Genomic DNA, 16,908 nt, shown 5'->3' with positions numbered 1-16,908 from the left:
TACGGCACTCTGCGGGCCCTGACCGGTTCGGTGCCGCCCGTCTCCCCCGAGTCGCGGGGGCGGCCCCCGGGGGGGGGCGCGGGGGGCCCCCGGGGCGGACCGGCTCGTCAGCGTGCATCGCCGGTCACGGCGGGCAGCGCGCTGTCCAGTCGTACGCGCATCCGGGCGACCTCCTCGCCCTGCTGCACGAACGCCACGTCCGTGAGCAGGCCGGTGCCGAGGCCGGCCGGGGTGGTCACCACCGTGATGGGGGTGTCCAGTTCGGCGAAGCGCAGGTACTCGGCGTGCACCCCGGCCAGGAAGGAGGCGCCGGGCGAGACGCCCCGGTGGTCGGCGGCCAGCAGCAGCGACGCCTGCCGGGCGGCCTCCATCATCACCGGGCCCGGCACATGGTCCTGGGCGTGGTCGAACATGCTCGGGTGGTCCACCGGTACCCGCAGCCGGGCGACCAGCTTCCCGCCCTCGGTGCGGGCGTCCTCCAGGACCACGTTCTCGGCGTGTTCCCGGCCCACCAGCCAGGGCGCCGGCGCCACCCCGTCCGTGCGGCCGGTGAGCGTGTCCGACATGGGCGGCGGGCTGGAGCGGTGGCTCATGCGCAACCTCTCGTACACGTCGTTGGGGCGCTGCGCGGTGTCGACGGTGATCACGCCGACCTCGCGCCCCCCGGCCAGCACCCGCACCCGGTGCACCACCCGGGAGATCGCGCCCTGGTACTCCTTGGCCAGGTCCACGGAGCCCTCGAGGGCCAGGTCCAGGGCGCCGCGGGTGCGCAGCGGGGTGACGTCGGTGATGTCCAGCGTGGCGGTGGCGGTGATCGACTTGGTGTCGGCGCCCGCGTCGTGCTGGAGGTGCATCGCGCAGAGCAGCATCTGCCGTACGGCCTCGAACACGGCGAGCGGGTCGTGGCCGGCGGGCCGGGTCGTGTGGTCGCCGTAGTAGAAGTGGCGCGGCGGGAGCTGGGCCGCGGCCCGGAAGGTGTGCTCGTCGACCGACTGGAAGTCGGTCAGGAACACCTCGGCGAGCGCCGAGCGGTGCACCAGGTGGCGGGCCAGGGTGCGCTGGGTGGAGAGTGCGGCGGCGGGGCCCGCGGCGGTGCGGGGCAGGGGCAGTACGGTCATGTCGGTACCTCGTCTCGGCGGGTGGGCGGTGCTCAGCGGGTGGCGGCGGCCGGGGTGGGGCGGGCCGCGTCCAGCAGGCCCTGGACCTGGCGGGCGGCCTGCTCGGCGTCGTGGAAGAGCACCGCCTGCCAGCCGGCCTCCATCGCGCCGGCCACGTTCTTCTCCAGGTCGTCCACCAGCACGCAGCGGTGCGGTTCGAGACCGGCCCGCTCGGCGGCGAGGCGGAAGATCTCCGGGTCCGGCTTGCGGGCGCCGACGGCGTGGGAGCAGACGATGTCGTCGAAGAGGGAGTCGTCGGCCATGTAGCGGCGGTGCCGCTCCCAGGACGGCGGCAGGTTGGACAGCAGGCCGACGAAGGCGCCCTGGGCGCGGAAGTCCGTCAGGTGCCCGGCCCACGCCTGGTTGGCGGGGCGTCCGGCGAACCAGCGGTCGCCGAAGTCGGACAGGTCGGCGATGATCCCGAACTCGTTGCCGAGCACGTCCTCCAGCTCGCTCGACCAGGTGGCCTCGTCGATCAGCGGGATGTCGAGGGCGCCCATGGAGTCGGTGCCGTACTTCTCGCCGACGATGCGCATGGCCTCCTTCAGCGACCACAGCGGGACGCCGGCCCGGTCGCAGAAGAGGTTGAAGGTGACGGAGACCGGAGGGGTGAGCACGCCGCCGAAGTCGGTCCAGACGGCGAGGGGTGCGGTGGTGGTCATGGTGAAGTCCTTCGCGGTGAGGGCGGTGGTGGGGGGAGGAGCGGGGTCAGAGGCGGTAGAGGAGCCCGCCGTAGTACCAGCCGGAGCCGACCGCGGTGGACAGCACCAGGTCGCCGCTCTTGACCACGCCCTTCTCGGAGAACTCGGACAGCGCGATCGGGATCGACGCGCAGCCGGTGTTGCCGCGCTCGGCGAAGTTGGTGAGGAACCGCTCGGGGTCCAGGTCGAGGCCGTCGCGGACGCCCGCGTGGATGGCGTTGTTGCCGGGGTGCGGCACCAGCCAGTCGAGGTCCGAGGTCTTCAGGCCGTTGCGGTCGAGGACGTTGTCGGCGACGCGCAGGCTGGAGGCGACGGCCAGGTCGATCAGCTCCGGCTTCGGGCGCAGCCAGCCCTCCGGCGGCCGGGCGGCGACCGCGTCGGCCTGCGTCGAGTCGCAGTCCAGCACCGAGTCCAGCAGACCGCTCGGGTCGTCCGGGTCGCCCTTCTCCAGCACCACCGCGCCGGCCGCGTCGCCGAAGACCAGCTGGCCACGGGTGCCGGGGCGGGCCCGCCGGGTGAAGCGGTCCGCGGCCACCACGACCGCCCGCTTCCAGCCGGGGTGCGCGGTCAGGAACGAGGCCGCGGTCTGCACGCCGTGCACGAAGCCCGTGCAGGCGCCGCACACGTCGAAGGCGAGCGCGCCGTGCGCGCCGAGCGCCGTCGCGACCCCGGGGGCCAGCTCCGGGATCCACTGCCGGTCGGTCCAGTTGGCCAGCACCACCAGGTCCAGCTCACCGGCCTCGCGGCCGGCCCTGGCGAGCGCCGCCCGGGCCGCCTCGACGGCCATGAACTCCACCGTCTCGTCCTCGGCGGCGACGTGCAGGCTCCGGACGCCCAGCTCGGCGGCGGCCTGCGGCGGGTAGGTCCGCCCGTCCAGGGTGACCTCGCCCTCGTGGCTGCGCTGCTCGCGGGGGAAGTAGTGGCCGAGGCCGGTGAACTTCAGACCGCTGCCGGTCCAGGTGCGGCCTTCGGTGCGTGCGTGCATGGTGGGACTCCTTGGATGTACGAGTGGCGTGAGGGGGGTGTCGTCAGCGGTAGCGGCCGCTGGGGTCGAGGGAGCGCAGCAGCGCCAACTCCTCGTCCGTGACCGGCTTCTCGGGGACCACGGCGCTGACGTCCGCGGTCCAGGAGGTACGGGTGGCCACCGCCTCCGCGGCCAGCCGGCGCATCTCCTCGGCGCTGTCGGCTGCCTCCTCCGCGGGCAGCCAGGTCGCCAGCCGGAAACCGGGGCTCTGCGGGCTCTGCGAGGCCTCGGACGTCTCGCGGACGAACCGGCCGAAGTCGCTGACGACCTCGCGGACCCGGTGTCCGGGGCTGGTGCGGTAGGCGACCTCGCGGACGTAACGGCGCCTGGACGACGGGGCGATGACCACGCAGTCCGTGCTGGAGGCGATGTCGTTGGCGCCACCGGAACCGGTCAGCCAGCGGCCGTCGGTGGACCGGCTGGTGTTGATCGTGCCGGTCTCGTCGATCTCGGCGGCCGCCAGCACACCGAGGGCGCGGGGGTTGGCCGCGACCATGCCGCCGAGGATCTCGGGGATGCCGGCGAGCATCTCGCTGCGCTTCGCGTGCCGCAGGCTGAACAGGTACACGTCCCCGGGGTCGGGGGAGAAGCCGTACATGCCCAGTTCCGCGACGACCTTGACGTCGTGACCGCCCGCCCTGAGGAGTTCGGCGGCCAGCCAGGCGGACATGTGGGAGGTGCCGATGCCGGCCAGGAGGGTGTCGTAGCCGTGCTGCCGTACCTGCTCCGCGACGGCCCTGGCGCCCAGGACGATCAGGCGTTCCTGGCGGGTCGCGGCCGGCTCGGCCGTCCCGTCGGCGACGGGCTTCGCGACGGCACCGTCCGCGCGGGGCTCGGGTGCGAGGGGCGCCGGCGGGACGTGGTCGCCGTCGGCGGCCGTCCGCCCCTGCGGGGCGATCAGGCCACCCTTGGTGCGCAGCGCCCGTTCCACCGCCTCCTGCTCGCAGCGGTAGACCTCCGACCAGGCCTCGGCGTCGGCCTCGTAGTCGCCGGGCCCGCTCGGCGCCGGCTTCAGCGGGGCCGTCAGGGAGGCGATCCGGGCCTCGCCCAGCCGGGCCAGGTAGCCCTCGTGGGAGCCGGGGCCGGTGACCCAGGTGTCGTACCAGTCGGTGCCGCGGGACGGGCCGTGGCAGGAGTCGACGATCTCCTCCAGGAAGGCGTAGTCGTCCAGGTAGCCGTCCACGCCCGCCAGTTGGCCGGTGCGCAGGGACTGCGGGTGGGCGCCGAGCGGGGCCTCGGTCAGGCCCAGGACGCGCTGGCCCGGGATGACGACCCGGTCGGCGATCTCGCGCAGCTCCGCCCGGGTGACGATCCGCTCCACCGAGGCGATCACCCCGCGCCGGGCCGCGTACGCCGCCCACGCGCCCTCGCCGAGCGGCGGGGCCAGGGCGATGTTGCCGTCCTCGTCGGCGACCGCCCCGTGCACCAGGGTCACATCCGGGCGCAGCGCGGTGACCAGGGTGACCTCGCGGTCCGGGTCGGCCGGGTCGGGCACGACGTGCAGCTCCTCCGGCTTGCCCGCGGCGAGGTCGGTGCCGGCCAGCGAGCCGGTGACCGCGTACGGGGCGCCCTGCGCACCGGCGATCAGCCGCTGGACGTAGGACAGCAGGGACCAGGCCTCGAAGGTGAAGGGCCGGCCCTCGGCGAGGTCCGCGTAGAGCGGGTTGGGGCGGGGGGAGGGGTAGGTGTCGCCCGCGAAGCCCGCGATGACCTTGTCGGCGACGCCGGACAGGGCGAGGGCGTGGGCGGAGGAGTGCACGGCGGTGGTGGAGACCGTCAGACGACCGTCCGCGCCGAAGACCCGGCACAGGGCGTAGGTCAGGGCGTTGGGGCGGGACGGGGTGCCGGCCAGATGGACGTGGTCGCCGGGGCGGACCAGGCGTCGTACCAGCTCGTCGACGTCACGGGCGAGCAGCGGGCGGCTCATGACGGCGCTCCCACCGCGACGACCGCCGTCTGGCTGCCGAAGGCGAAGGACATGGAGACCGCCAGGTCCACCGTGGCGGGCCGGGCGCCCTCGAACACGTGGTCGTGGTCGCACTCGGGGTCGGGCGTGGTGAAGTTGATGGTCGGCGCGAGCGTCTGGTGATGGATCATCAGGCTGGTCGCGGCGACGTTGATGATGCCCGCCAGGCCGAAGGTGTGGCCGTAGATCGGCTTGTTGGAGCTGAGCGGCGGCAGCGCGGCGGGGGTCCGCTCGGGGTACAGGGCGCGCAGCGCGCGGGACTCGGCGATGTCGTTGTAGCGGGTGGCGGTGCCGTGCGCGCAGAAGTAGTCGACGTCCTCGGCGCTGCGGCCGGCCGCGGTCAGGGCGTCCTCGATGAGCGAGGCGGTGACCTTGCCGGTCAGGTCCATGGTGGTCGGGTGGGCGGCCTCGTTCAGGGAGGCGGCGGAGAGGATCTCGGCGTACACCCGGGCGCCGCGGGCCTCGGCGGCCGAGGCGCGCTCCAGGCACAGCACGACCGAGCCCTCGCCGAGCGCGAAGCCCTCGCGGCAGGCGCTGTACGGCCGGACCGCGCGGGTCGGCTCGTCCCGCTCGGAGGAGATCACGCCGTGCCCCATCGCCCGGTAGCAGGCGGCGACCTCGGCGAGGACCGGGAACTCGTGGCCGCCGACCAGCATCACGTCGGCGGCGCCGGAGCGCAGTTCGCCGAGCGCCAGCTGGATCGCCTGGTGGCCGCCGACGCAGGCGTTGCTGACGGTGGTGACCAGGCCCTGGGCGCCGGTGTAGATGGCGGACAGGGTGGCCGGGCAGCCGGCCAGGCCGCGGAACATCGCGCCCTTGTCGCCGTAGGCCGCCGGGTCGCCGCCGGTCATGACGTTCTGCCACCAGGCCAGCGGGCCGCGGGAGGAGGACATCACGATGCCGAGCCGGCGCGGGTCCACGGCGCCGTCGGCGAGACCGGCGTCGCGCCGGGCCTCGGCCACCGCGGACATCGAGATCAGGATCTCGCGGGAGTACTTGGCGGCGTGTGCGTCGGTGAGCCGCGGCAGGAAGGGGCGGTGGTCGAAGCCGTTGATCTCGGCGGCCGCGTGCACCGGCAGCCCGGCCGCGGCGCTGTCGAAGCGGGTGAGCGGGCCGACCTGGGAGCGGCCCTGGGAGACATTGGTCCAGAACTGGTCGACCGAGTAGGTGTTGGGGAGCACGACACCGATTCCGGTGACCACGATCCGGTTGTCGCGGTCATTCGATATTCGCTCGTATTCCGTCATGGGAAAAACAGTAGGAGTGAAGTGCGGGCGGTACATGGGCCGCCGGGTACCGAATAAGCGGAGGACCGGTACTCCCGGTACCGGTCCGTGTTACAAAAGAAAACCGCCCCTCCGGATGGAGAGGCGGTTCTTGGGAAAAGCGGCTCAGTTGCCGGCGTACCGGCGCAGTTCGCGTTTTGCCAGCGAGGCGCGGTGGACCTCGTCGGGGCCGTCGGCCAGGCGGAGTGTGCGGGCGTGCGCCCACAGTTCGGCCAGCGGGAAGTCCTGCGAGACCCCGCCGCCGCCGTGCGCCTGGATGGCCTTGTCGATGACCCACTCGGCCATCGCCGGCACCGCGATCTTGATGGCCTGGATCTCGGTGTGGGCGCCCTTGTTGCCGACGGTGTCCATCAGGTACGCCGTCTTCAGTACCAGCAGCCGGGCCTGTTCGATCCGCACCCGGGACTCGGCGATCCACTCGCGCACCACGCCCTGTTCGGCCAGCGGCCGGCCGAACGCGACCCGGTGACTGACCCGCTCGCACATCAGGTCGAAGGCGCGTTCCGCCATGCCGATGAGCCGCATGCAGTGGTGGATCCGGCCGGGACCGAGCCGGGCCTGGGCGATGGCGAACCCCTCGCCCTCGCCGGCGATCAGGTTCTCGGCGGGCACCCGTACGTCCTCGAAGACGACCTCGCCGTGCCCGCCGTGCGGCCCGTCGGTGTAGCCGAAGACGTGCACACCCCGCTTGACGTGCACGCCGGGCGTGTCCCGGGGCACCAGGACCATCGACTGCTGGCGGTGGCGGGGCGCGTCGGGGTCGGTCTTGCCCATCACCACCAGCAGCTCGCACTCGGGTGCCATGGCCCCGGACGACCACCACTTGCGGCCGTTGATCACGTACGAGTCCCCGTCCCGGCGGATCCGGGTGGCGATGTTCGCCGCGTCCGAGGAGGCGACGTCCGGCTCGGTCATGCAGAACGCGGACCGGATCGCGCCGTCCAGCAGCGGCTTCAGCCAGCGGTCCTGCTGCTCCGGGGTGCCGAAGAGGGCCAGCACCTCCATGTTCCCGGTGTCGGGGGCGGCGCAGTTGACGGCCTCGGGGGCGATGAAGGGGCTGCGGCCGGTGATCTCGGCGAGCGGCGCGTACTGGAGGTTGGTCAGTCCGGCGCCGAACCGGTCGTCCGGCAGGAAGAGGTTCCACAGGCCCTGCCGGCGGGCCTCGTCCTTCAGCTCGCCGAGGACCTGCGGGCGGCCCCAGGGGTGTCCCGCCAGGTGCTGGGCGTGGAAGACGGGCTCGGCGGGCAGCACATGCTCGTCGAGGAAGGCGCGCATCCGGCCGCGCAGCTCCTCGGTGCGGGCGTCGTAGGCGAAGTCCATGGCGTGTCTCCGTTGCGTGGTCTGCGAAGTCTGCGTCTGCGTCGGCTGTGTCGTTCGTGGGGTGGGGCGCGGGGTGCGGCGCGGGGTCAGCCGGCCGCGCCCAGGGCCGCGTGGCCGCGCTCCACCAGCAGCGGTACGGCGGCGGCGAGGTCGGCGGTCTCCTCCCCGACGGTCAGGCCCCGCACGGTGCGGCAGTGGATGCCCTCGAGGATCGCGGCGAGCTTGTAGAAGGCGAACGCGGTGTACCAGCCGAGCCGTTCGAGGCCGTCCGGGCGGTGTGCGGCGTACCGCTCCACCAGGTCCTGGCGGCCGGGCCAGCCGGGCAGCGCGCCGGGGGCGGCCACCGGGGCGCGTTCGACGCCGGCGAAGCCGTCCCAGTACATGCAGAGCATCCCGAGGTCGGCCAGCGGATCGCCGAGCGTGGACATCTCCCAGTCCAGTACGGCGGTGATCCGGCCGGGGTCGGCCCGGTCGAACAGCACGTTGTCCAGCTTGTAGTCGCCGTGCACCAGCGCGACCGCCCCGGAGTCCGGGCAGCCGGCCGCGAGCCGGTCGTTCAGCTCGTCGGCGCCGGGCACCTCACGGGTCCGGGAGTCCTCCCACTGGCGGCGCCATCGGGCGACCTGCCGGGTCATGAAGCCGCGCGGCCGGCCGAAGTCGGCGAGCCCGGCCGCCGCCGGGTCCACCGAGTGCAGCAGGGCCAGGGTGTCGACCAGCGCGTGCGTGGTGCGCAGCGCCGAGACCTGGCCGAGCGGGACGAGATCGCCGTCGCCCCGGTACGTCGTGCCCTCGACCAGTCCCATCAGGTAGAACGGCGCCCCGAGCACCGCCGGGTCGGTGCACAGCCCGTAGGTCGGCGGCACCGGCACCCCGGTCGGGCCGAGCGCGGTCAGCACCCGGTGTTCGCGGGCCATGTCGTGCGCGGTGGCGAGGACATGGCCGAGCGGCGGGCGGCGCAGCACCAGGCTGCGGCCGCCCCAGTCGATCCGGTACGTCAGATTGGACCGGCCGCCGGCCAGCGGGCGCACCGCGCCCAGCGGACCGCGTCCGGGCAGGTGGGCGTCCAGCCACGCGGCCAGCCGGCCGGTGTCGATGCCGTCGGCGGCGGTGAGGGTGTCCGGCACGGTGCGCTCACTCTCCTGCTCGTGTGCTCGGGGCGAAGCGCCGCGGGGGGGGCCCCCCGGGGGGGCGCCCCGCCCCGCCCCCGGGGGGGTATCGGGGTCGGGGCGGGGGGCGAGACGGGGGGGGGGGGGCGCGGGCGGGGGCGGCCGCGCGGGCCGCCCCCGGCCCCCCCCCCCCCCCCCCCCCCGCGACGAGGGGGAAATCAGGGGAAGGGGGTGTCCAGCTCTGCTGGGGGGCTCAGCTGTCGGCGACGAGCTTGCCCGCGTTGGCCCAGCTGTCCGCCGGCACCTCCTGGATCCAGACCTGGACCGTCTCGGCCGGGATCTTGTACGCGTCGACGAAGGCGTCCGTGATCCGGGCGACCAGGTCGCGCTTCAGCTCGATGTCGCGCGGACCCTGCTGCACGGTGACGATCGGCATTTCTTCCTCCGGGAATTCAAAAGGGGGGAGTGTTTATCGCTGTGAGTGTTTATAGCTGTCGAGTGCCGGGGCTTTTCCGGTGGTGCATTCCGTGGTTTCCGGCATCGCCCCGGGCACAACCAGAACGTTAGGAGCGGGCTGCGGACCCCGGCAAGGAATGTGCCCCCTAGGCGACCCCCCGATGTCTCTTCGGAAACACGGGCCCGGCGTGCTGCCCGGGCCCGTGCCTACATTCGACGCGCCCGTGTCCGCAGAATTCTTCGCTTCCCGAGTGGGGTAAGACCGTGACGCAGACAGAAGACCGCCCCCTTGCCCTGGACCACCCCGGCCCCGTGGACCGCCCCGTGCTGGTCGTCGGAGCCGGCCCCGTCGGGCTGACCGCCGCCACCGAACTGCTCCGCCGCGAGGTGCCGGTGCGCTGCGTGGACCGCGCCCCGGGGCCCTCCCCGCTGAGCAAGGCCCTCGCGGTGTGGCCGCGCACCCTGGAGCTGCTGCGCCGGCTCGGCGGCGCCGCCCGGATCGAGCAGTACGGCCTGCCCATCGAGTCCCTGCGCTACCACTCGCTGGGCCGCGAGGTGGCCCGGGTCCGCTTCACCGAGCGCACCCGCCCGGTGACCCTGCCCCAGAACGACGTGGAGACCCTCCTCGCCGAGTCGCTGGCCGGCGTCGGCGGCAAGGTGGAGTGGGGCACCGAGCTGGTCGCGCTGGACCAGCGGCCCGACCGGGTCTACGCCACCCTGCGCGGCCCCGACGGCACCGAGCTGCGCGAGGAGTTCTCGTACGTCATCGGCAGCGACGGCGCGAGCAGCACCGTGCGCAAGCTGCTCGGCATCCCCTTCGAGGGCAGCACCTACGAGAACCTGTTCGCGCTCGCCGACGTGCGCATCGAGGGCCCGCTGGTGCCCGACGCCAACTACTACTTCTGCGGCCCGAAGGGCATCGTCGTCCTGGTCGGGATGCCCGGCGGCCGGTTCCGGGTGTTCACCGCCGCCCCGCCCGGCACCGACCGCGAGGACGTCGACCTGGCCCTGATCCAGCGCCTGGTGGACGAGCGCTGCCCCGGCGGGCTGCGGCTCCTCGACCCCACCTGGACGGCCGGCTTCGCCGTGCACGCCCGGCACGCGGGCCGCACCCGCGAGGGCCGGATCTTCCTCGCCGGGGACGCCGCGCACATCCACAGCCCGGCCGGCGGGCAGGGCCTGAACACCGGTGTGCAGGACGCCCACAACCTCGCCTGGAAGATCGCCCTCGCGCACTCCGGCCGGGCCGGCGATCCGCTGCTCGACAGCTACGCCGGCGAACGCGAGCAGGTCGCGAAAACCGTGATCCGCCAGGCCGACCTCCAGACCCGTGCCTGGACCCCGAAGAAGCGCAGCCAGATCGTGCTGCGGGACGCGGCCCTGCGCACCGCGTCCGCGCTGCGGCTGTTCGGCCTCGGCTATGTGCCGGGTCTCGCCGGTCTCACCACCGTCTACCGCGAGGGCGCCGCGGTCGGACCCGCGGGCCGCTCCGGCGGGTTCACCACCGGCGCCCTGGTCCCCGACCGCCCGGTGTGGGACGAGCGCACCCAGCAGCGCACCCCGCTCCGGCTCGCCCTGGACGACCTGCGGCTGACCCTGCTCGTCACCGCCCCCTCCGACACCGCCGTCCCCGACGCGGCGCTCACGCTCGCCGGTGAACTGGGGTCCCGGTACGGCGACCTGATCGACGTCCGCTACCTGGACACCACCCGGCAGGAGCTGACCGACACCCCGCCGGCCACCCCGTACCTGCGCCGCGACGACCGCCGGGTCACCCTCGCCCTCACCCGCCCCGACGGCTATGTCGCGGTGTGCGGTACTGCCGAGGCCCCGCACCTGATCCGCGACTGGCTCCGCACGGCCCTGGTCTGACGCCGCTCCCGCCTACCCGAAGAAGACCTGGAAGGAACCCCCTATGTCCCTCACCTCGCAGCGGGTCGCCGTCGTCACCGGGGCGGCCCGCGGTATCGGCGCGGCCACCGCCGAGCGGCTGGCCGCCGACGGGCACGCCGTCGCCGTACTCGACCTGGACGCCGGCTCCGGCGCCGAGACCGTACGGCGCATCGAGAAGAGCGGCGGCCGGGCGCTCGCCGTCGGCGCCGACGTCTCCGACGAGGCGCAGGTCGAGGCGGCCGTCGCCCGGGTCACCGAGGAACTCGGCGCGCCCACCGTCCTGGTCAACAACGCGGGTGTGCTCCGCGACAACCTGCTGTTCAAGATGACCGTCGCCGACTGGGACACGGTCGCCGGGGTCCATCTGCGCGGCGCCTTCCTGATGACCCGCGCGGTGCAGAAGCACATGGTGGACGCCGGGTACGGCCGGATCGTCAACCTGTCCTCCTCCTCGGCGCTCGGCAACCGCGGCCAGGCCAACTACGCGGCCGCCAAGGCCGGTCTCCAGGGCTTCACCAAGACCCTCGCCCTGGAACTGGGCAAGTTCGGCATCACCGCCAACGCGGTCGCCCCCGGCTTCATCGCCACCGAGATGACCCGGGCCACCGCCGAGCGGATGGGCATCAGCTTCGAGGAGTTCCAGGAGCGCGGCGCCGCGGGCATCCCGGTGCGCCGGGTCGGCACCCCCGACGACGTCGCCGAGGCCGTCTCGTTCTTCACCGGCGAGCGGTCCGGCTTCGTCTCCGGCCAGGTGCTGTACGTCGCGGGCGGCCCGCTCTGCTGACCGGGCCGCACACACCGCAAGGGGGCCGGCGCCCGAGCACCGGCCCCCTCAGGGCTGTCGCGGCACACCGGGCACACGGCCCCCTCAGGGCAGCGGCCGACAGCGCATACCCCGCTGCCGGTCCCCGCAGAGCGGTTGCGGCCGGCAGCGCACCTCCCGCTGCCGGCCGCTCAGGTCCTGCCGTCGTCCGCTCAGATACCGCCGCCGGCCGCGATCAGGCCGCCGTCCACGGTGAGCGTCTGCCCGGTCACCCAGGACGCGTCGTCCGAGGCCAGGTAGGCCACCGCGGCGGCGATGTCCTCCGGGGTGCCGAGCCGGCCCAGGGCGTAGCCCGCGGCGACCTCCTGCTCCCGCTCCTCGTACAGCTTGGCCGCGAACCGGGTCTTCACCACGGCCGGGGCGACGGAGTTGACCCGGATCCGCGGGCCGAGTTCCTGGCCCAGCTGTTCGGTGAGGTGGATCAGCGCGGCCTTGCTCGCGCCGTACGCGCCGATGCCCTCGGCCGGCCGCAGCCCGGCGACGGCGGTCATGTTGACGACCGCGCCGCCGTGCTCGCCCATCCAGGCGTCCCGGGCCCGGCGCAGCCAGCCGAGCGCGGCCAGCACGTTCACCTCGAACACCTTGCGCAGCGCGGCGTCCTCCAGGTCCAGCACCGGCCCGAACACCGGGTTGATCCCGGTGTTGTTGACCAGTACGTCCAGCCGGCCGAAGGTCTGCACGGTGCGGGCGACGGCCTCGCTCTGGTGGGCGGGGTCGTCGGCCTTGCCGGCCACGGCGATGGCGTGCTCCGGGCCGCCGAGCAGGGTGACCGCCTCGGCGAGCGGTTCGGGCGAGCGGGCGGTCAGACAGACCCGGGCGCCTTCCGCGACCAGCCGCTCGGCGACGGCGAGCCCGATGCCGCGGCTGGCTCCGGTGACGAGGGCGACCCGGCCCTGGAAACGAGGACGGGAGACAGGGGTGGTCACGGTGGGTTACCTCCGTAGGCGGGGAAATCCGAAACGGGACTAAAGCGTCAGCAATTCACGCCGGTTGGCCACGCCGAGCTTGCGCAGCACATTGCTCACATGGTTTTTCACGGTCTGTCTGGCCACATGCAGCTCGGCCGCTATCTCGTCATTGGAATAACGGGCCAGCAGCAGCCCCAGGACCTGTTGCTCGCGCGATGTCATGCCCGGCGCCCGGGCCCCGTCCGGCGGCTGCGGCGGCTCCTGGCCGCGCTCGCGCAGGTACCAGACGGGCCGGCCCACGGCGAGCGTCTCCACCGCGTGCACCAGCCGCTCGGGGGACGCCGAGCGGTGCACGAAGCCGTCCGCCCCGCCGGTCAGGCAGGCGGCGACCACGGCCGGGTCGTCGGCGCCGGTGAAGACCAGCACGCTCGGTGGCCGGGACAGCCGTTTCACCTGGTGACACAGGTGTACGCCGTCACCACGGGCGACCAGGTCGACATCGGTCACCAGTAGATCGGCGCGCAGCCGGCGCACCAGCTCCACGGCGGCCGGCCCGCTGTCGGCCTCCCGGGCGTCGTCGAGGGCGCCCGAGTGCCTGAGCAGCGAGGCCACCGCCGTCCGCGAGACCGGGAACGGGTCGGCCACCACCGCCACGCGGTACCGGGACAGCGCACTCGTCGCATCGTCCTGTGCCATCGCCCCTCCTTCCAGCGGATGCGGGGGATGCGAACGTAAACCGGTCGCCCCGTAACCGGCCCGGAAAATGGCGCGAAGGTACCCGGAGAATGTCTCTTTCGACACCCGATCCTGTATTCCCGCACCTCTTTCCGCCTACCGTGAACGGCAGTTGAGAGGAGGCGCAGATGGCGTTGCAGGAACGGCTCGGCGAACTCGCCGAAAGGAAACGGAAGGCGGCCGAAGGGCCCGGCGCGGAAGCCACCGAACGGCAGCACGCCCGCGGCAAACTCACCGTCCGTGAGCGGCTGGAACTGCTGCTGGACAAGGGTTCCTTCACCGAGGTGGAGGGGCTGCGCCGGCACCGGGCCACCGGCTTCGGACTGGAGAGCAGACGGCCGGACGGCGACGGCGTGGTCACCGGCTGGGGCACCGTCGACGGCCGTCAGGTCTTCGTCTACGGCCATGACTTCCGCGTCTTCGGCGGCGCGCTCGGCGAGGCCCACGCCCAGAAGATCCACAAGGTGATGGACCTGGCGGAGGCCGCCGGCGCGCCCCTGATCGCCCTCAGCGACGGCGCCGGCGCCCGCATCCAGGAGGGCGTGACCGCGCTCGCCGGGTACGGCGGCATCTTCACCCGCAACGTCCGCTCCTCCGGGGTCATCCCGCAGATCAGCGTGATCCTCGGACCCTGCGCGGGCGGCGCCGCCTACTCGCCGGCCCTCACCGACTTCGTGTTCATGGTGCGCGGCACCGCGCAGATGTACATCACCGGTCCGGACGTCGTCCAGGCGGTCACCGGGGAGCGGGTCGGCCATGACGAGCTGGGCGGCGCCGACGTCCACTCCGTCCGCTCGGGGGTCTCCGCGTTCGTCCACGACGACGAGGAGTCCTGCCTGGCCGACGTACGGCACCTGCTGTCGCTGCTGCCCGCCAACAACCGGGAGCTGCCGCCCGAGGAACCCACCGCCGACCCGGTGGACCGCTCCTGCGACGCCCTGCTCGACCTGGTGCCCGCGCACCCCGGCAAGGCGTACGACATGCGCCGGGTCGTCGAGGAGATCACCGACGACGGCGACTTCTTCGAACTGCACGAGCGCTGGGCGCCCAACCTGATCACCGCGCTGGCCCGGCTCGGCGGCCAGGTCGTCGGGATCGTCGCCAACCAGCCGCAGGTCCAGGCCGGTGTCCTGGACATCGCCGCGTCCGAGAAGGGCGCGCGGTTCGTGCAGTTCTGCGACTCCTTCAACATCCCGCTGGTCACCCTGGTCGACGTGCCCGGCTTCCTGCCCGGCACCGGACAGGAGCAGGACGGCATCATCCGGCGCGGCGCCAAGCTGCTGTACGCCTACTGCGACGCGACCGTGCCCCGGATATCCCTGGTGCTGCGCAAGGCCTACGGCGGTGCGTACATCGTCATGGACTCCCGCTCCATCGGCTGCGACCTGGCCTTCGCCTGGCCCACCAACGAGATCGCGGTGATGGGCGCCGAGGGCGCGGCCAACGTCGTCTTCCGCCGGGAGATCGCCGCCGCCGACGACCCCGAACAGGCCCGCGCCCGGCGCGTCGCCGAGTACCGGGAGCAGCTCATGCACCCGTACTACGCCGCCGAACGCGGCCTCGTCGACGATGTCATCGACCCCCGCGAGACCCGGTCCGTGCTGATCCGCTCGCTGCGGATGCTGCGCGGCAAGCACGCCCCCCTGCCCGAACGCAAACACGGGAACCAGCCGGTATGAGCGGCGCCGACACCGTACGTGTGCTGCGCGGCCGGGCCGACGAGCGCGAGCTGGCCGCCGTCCTGGCGGTGCTGCACGCGCTCGCCGCCCGCGCCGAAGCCGTCCGCGCCGAAGCCGCCACCCACCCGTCCGCCTCCGGCCCCTCCGCCTCCGGCCCGGGGGCCGCCGCACGGCCCCGCGCCGGCTGGCGGCGGCCCCATCAGCGCCCCCGCACCGGCACCTGGCGCACCCCGCCGGCCGGGCCGATGTCACTTAGGTGACACCGGGGCCGTACCTCGGTGGCACTTTCCTTGAGCGGCCCGGGACCGCTTCCTAGCGTGCTGCGTACGGGCGGGAACGCCCCCGCAACGCGGCCGAGTTGAGCTTCCTCACCCGTCAGAGCCCGAATCCCCGCCCCACCACGATTGGAACGTGATGGCTACCACCTCCGTAGACGCGCCCGTCGCCGTCCCGGAGTCGACGCGTATGACCTCGCGGCAGCGCCTGGTCCTGAGCCTGCTGCTCGGCTCGCAGTTCATGCTGTCCGTCGACTTCTCCATCCTGAACGTCGCCCTGCCCGACATAGGCAAGGGGCTCGGCTTCTCGCTGGCGAACCTCCAGTGGATCTCCACCGCGATGATGCTGCCCTCGGCCGGCTTCACCCTGCTCTTCGGCCGCCTCGCCGACCTGGCCGGCCGGCGCCGGATGCTGCTCCTCGGCATGGCCCTGCTGGCCGCCGGCTCCTTCGTCGGCGGTATCGCCAACGGCCCCGCCGTGCTGCTCGTGGCGCGCGTCGCCCAGGGTCTCGCCTGCGCGCTGGCCACCCCGGCGGCGCTGTCCCTGCTGACCACCACCCTCCCCGAGGGCCCGCTGCGGGACAAGGCGCTCGGTCTCAACGGCATGCTGCTGTCGGCCGGGTTCTGCGTCGGAGCCATCTTCGGCGGTGTCCTCACCGACCTGCTGAGCTGGCGCTGGGCCTTCTTCATCAACGTGCCCGTCGCCGCCGCGATCCTGCTCGCCGCGCCGGCCGTGATCCCCGAGAGCCGGGGTGAGCGCACCAAGCTGGACGTCCCCGGCGCGGTCACCGTCACCGGCGGTCTGCTCGCCCTGGTGTACGGCGTCACCGAGGCCGGCCAGCACGGCTGGACCGACCCGGTCGCCCTGGCCACCATCGCCGCCGCCGTCGTCCTGCTCGGCGCCTTCTGGCTGATCGAGCTGCGCGCCAAGGCCCCGCTCGCCCCGGTGCGGGTGCTGACCCGGCAGACCGTGAAGTGGGGCAACTTCGCCGGTCTGATCACCTTCACCATGGAGAGCTCGGTCATCTTCCTGCTGACCCTGTACCTCCAGGAGGTCTTCGGCTACACCCCGCTCCAGACCGGTCTCGCCTTCTGCGGCATCGGTGTCGCCGCGTTCCTCGGCGGCCTGTACGCCCCGAAGCTGATCGGCCGCTACAGCAACCGCCTGGTCCTCGGCTCCGGCATGCTGCTCCAGGCCGTGGCCACCAGCGCGCTGTTCCTCGCCGGCCACGGCGGCGGCGGGGCCCTCGCGGTGATGCTGGCCGCGTCCTCGGCCGGTGCCTTCGGCCATATCTCGGCGGTCGTCGGCTACATGGTCACGGCCACCTCCGGCCTGCCCGACGGCGAGCAGGGCCTGGCCACCGGTCTCGCCTCGATGACCCAGCAGGTCGGCATCACCATGGGCATCCCGGTGCTCAGCTCCATCGCCACCGCCCGGATGAACGCCACCGGCTCCACCCTGGCCGGCATCCACACCGCGCTGCTGGTGGACGCCTCGATCGTCCTCATCGGCTCGATCCTGGTCAGCACCGGCCTGCGCCGCCGCTGACCCGGACCCGCACGGAAGGGCCCCGGCGTC

At 73.4% G+C, this 16,908-nt stretch carries 15 protein-coding genes; 5 read left to right on the top strand and 10 right to left on the bottom strand.

Annotated elements, in window-relative coordinates; genetic code table 11:
• Window positions 1-107: 107 nt before the first annotated feature.
• The 8 genes from ACFVIU_RS11040 to dmpI form a co-directional block, all read right to left on the bottom strand.
• Entirely contained in the window at window positions 108-1,118 is a 1,011-nt protein-coding gene (locus ACFVIU_RS11040) for an AfsA-related hotdog domain-containing protein (RefSeq protein ID WP_385841982.1), read from the bottom strand.
• Window positions 1,119-1,150: 32 nt separating this feature from the next.
• Window positions 1,151-1,819: an HAD-IA family hydrolase gene (locus ACFVIU_RS11035; RefSeq protein WP_385841981.1), complete on the bottom strand. Its 669-nt coding sequence runs from the start codon at window positions 1,817-1,819 to the stop codon at window positions 1,151-1,153.
• A 46-nt stretch (window positions 1,820-1,865) separates the two neighbouring features.
• The gene (locus ACFVIU_RS11030) at window positions 1,866-2,843 is read right to left on the bottom strand and encodes a ketoacyl-ACP synthase III (RefSeq protein WP_385841979.1); all 978 of its coding nucleotides are present in this window, start codon (window positions 2,841-2,843) and stop codon (window positions 1,866-1,868) included.
• A 43-nt stretch (window positions 2,844-2,886) separates the two neighbouring features.
• Window positions 2,887-4,809, bottom strand: a complete 1,923-nt coding sequence (locus ACFVIU_RS11025) for a CoA-transferase (RefSeq protein ID WP_385841978.1) — start codon at window positions 4,807-4,809, stop codon at window positions 2,887-2,889.
• Window positions 4,806-6,095 (bottom strand): beta-ketoacyl-[acyl-carrier-protein] synthase family protein, encoded by a 1,290-nt coding sequence (locus tag ACFVIU_RS11020; RefSeq protein WP_385841976.1) that lies wholly within the window; start codon window positions 6,093-6,095, stop codon window positions 4,806-4,808. Before ACFVIU_RS11020 ends, ACFVIU_RS11025 begins: the two co-directional genes overlap by 4 nt.
• Before the next feature lie 144 nt (window positions 6,096-6,239).
• On the bottom strand, window positions 6,240-7,454 hold the full coding sequence (locus ACFVIU_RS11015; protein ID WP_385841975.1) for an acyl-CoA dehydrogenase family protein: 1,215 nt from the start codon (window positions 7,452-7,454) through the stop codon (window positions 6,240-6,242).
• Window positions 7,455-7,540: 86 nt separating this feature from the next.
• A complete protein-coding gene (locus ACFVIU_RS11010) occupies window positions 7,541-8,578 on the bottom strand; it encodes a phosphotransferase family protein (RefSeq protein ID WP_385841973.1) in 1,038 nt (345 codons plus the stop codon).
• A gap of 235 nt (window positions 8,579-8,813) precedes the next feature.
• Window positions 8,814-8,996, bottom strand: a complete 183-nt coding sequence (gene dmpI / locus ACFVIU_RS11005) for a 4-oxalocrotonate tautomerase DmpI (RefSeq protein ID WP_385841972.1) — start codon at window positions 8,994-8,996, stop codon at window positions 8,814-8,816.
• 284 nt (window positions 8,997-9,280) lie between these two features.
• On the opposite strand from dmpI, the gene ACFVIU_RS11000 reads away from it, so the two are divergent.
• Both ACFVIU_RS11000 and fabG read left to right on the top strand, forming a co-directional pair.
• Window positions 9,281-10,888, top strand: a complete 1,608-nt coding sequence (locus ACFVIU_RS11000) for an FAD-dependent monooxygenase (RefSeq protein WP_385841971.1) — start codon at window positions 9,281-9,283, stop codon at window positions 10,886-10,888.
• Window positions 10,889-10,931: 43 nt separating this feature from the next.
• Window positions 10,932-11,693, top strand: coding sequence for a 3-oxoacyl-ACP reductase FabG (gene fabG, locus ACFVIU_RS10995; protein ID WP_385841970.1), 762 nt, complete (start codon window positions 10,932-10,934; stop codon window positions 11,691-11,693).
• 191 nt (window positions 11,694-11,884) lie between these two features.
• Here fabG and ACFVIU_RS10990 read toward each other — a convergent pair whose 3' ends face one another.
• Both ACFVIU_RS10990 and ACFVIU_RS10985 read right to left on the bottom strand, forming a co-directional pair.
• A complete protein-coding gene (locus ACFVIU_RS10990; RefSeq protein WP_385841969.1) occupies window positions 11,885-12,658 on the bottom strand; it encodes an SDR family oxidoreductase in 774 nt (257 codons plus the stop codon).
• Window positions 12,659-12,697: 39 nt separating this feature from the next.
• Window positions 12,698-13,336, bottom strand: a complete 639-nt coding sequence (locus ACFVIU_RS10985; protein WP_385841968.1) for a LuxR C-terminal-related transcriptional regulator — start codon at window positions 13,334-13,336, stop codon at window positions 12,698-12,700.
• 167 nt (window positions 13,337-13,503) lie between these two features.
• On the opposite strand from ACFVIU_RS10985, the gene ACFVIU_RS10980 reads away from it, so the two are divergent.
• The 3 genes from ACFVIU_RS10980 to ACFVIU_RS10970 all read left to right on the top strand — a co-directional run bounded on the left by ACFVIU_RS10980 (window position 13,504) and on the right by ACFVIU_RS10970 (window position 16,878).
• Complete coding sequence (locus tag ACFVIU_RS10980) at window positions 13,504-15,054, top strand: acyl-CoA carboxylase subunit beta (protein WP_385841966.1); 1,551 nt, start codon at window positions 13,504-13,506, stop codon at window positions 15,052-15,054.
• The gene (locus ACFVIU_RS10975) at window positions 15,051-15,314 is read left to right on the top strand and encodes an acyl-CoA carboxylase epsilon subunit (RefSeq protein WP_385841965.1); all 264 of its coding nucleotides are present in this window, start codon (window positions 15,051-15,053) and stop codon (window positions 15,312-15,314) included. Before ACFVIU_RS10980 ends, ACFVIU_RS10975 begins: the two co-directional genes overlap by 4 nt.
• Window positions 15,315-15,468: 154 nt before the next feature.
• Window positions 15,469-16,878 carry an MFS transporter gene (locus tag ACFVIU_RS10970; protein WP_385841964.1) on the top strand — a complete coding sequence of 470 codons (1,410 nt, stop codon included), beginning with the start codon at window positions 15,469-15,471 and terminating at the stop codon, window positions 16,876-16,878.
• Window positions 16,879-16,908: the final 30 nt, after the last annotated feature.

Source organism: Streptomyces sp. NPDC127190 (assembly GCF_042672505.1).
In the GTDB taxonomy this organism is placed as follows: domain Bacteria; phylum Actinomycetota; class Actinomycetes; order Streptomycetales; family Streptomycetaceae; genus Streptomyces.
Note: the sequence above shows the minus strand (reverse complement) of the source record. Positions and strands in the feature narration are given on the sequence as shown.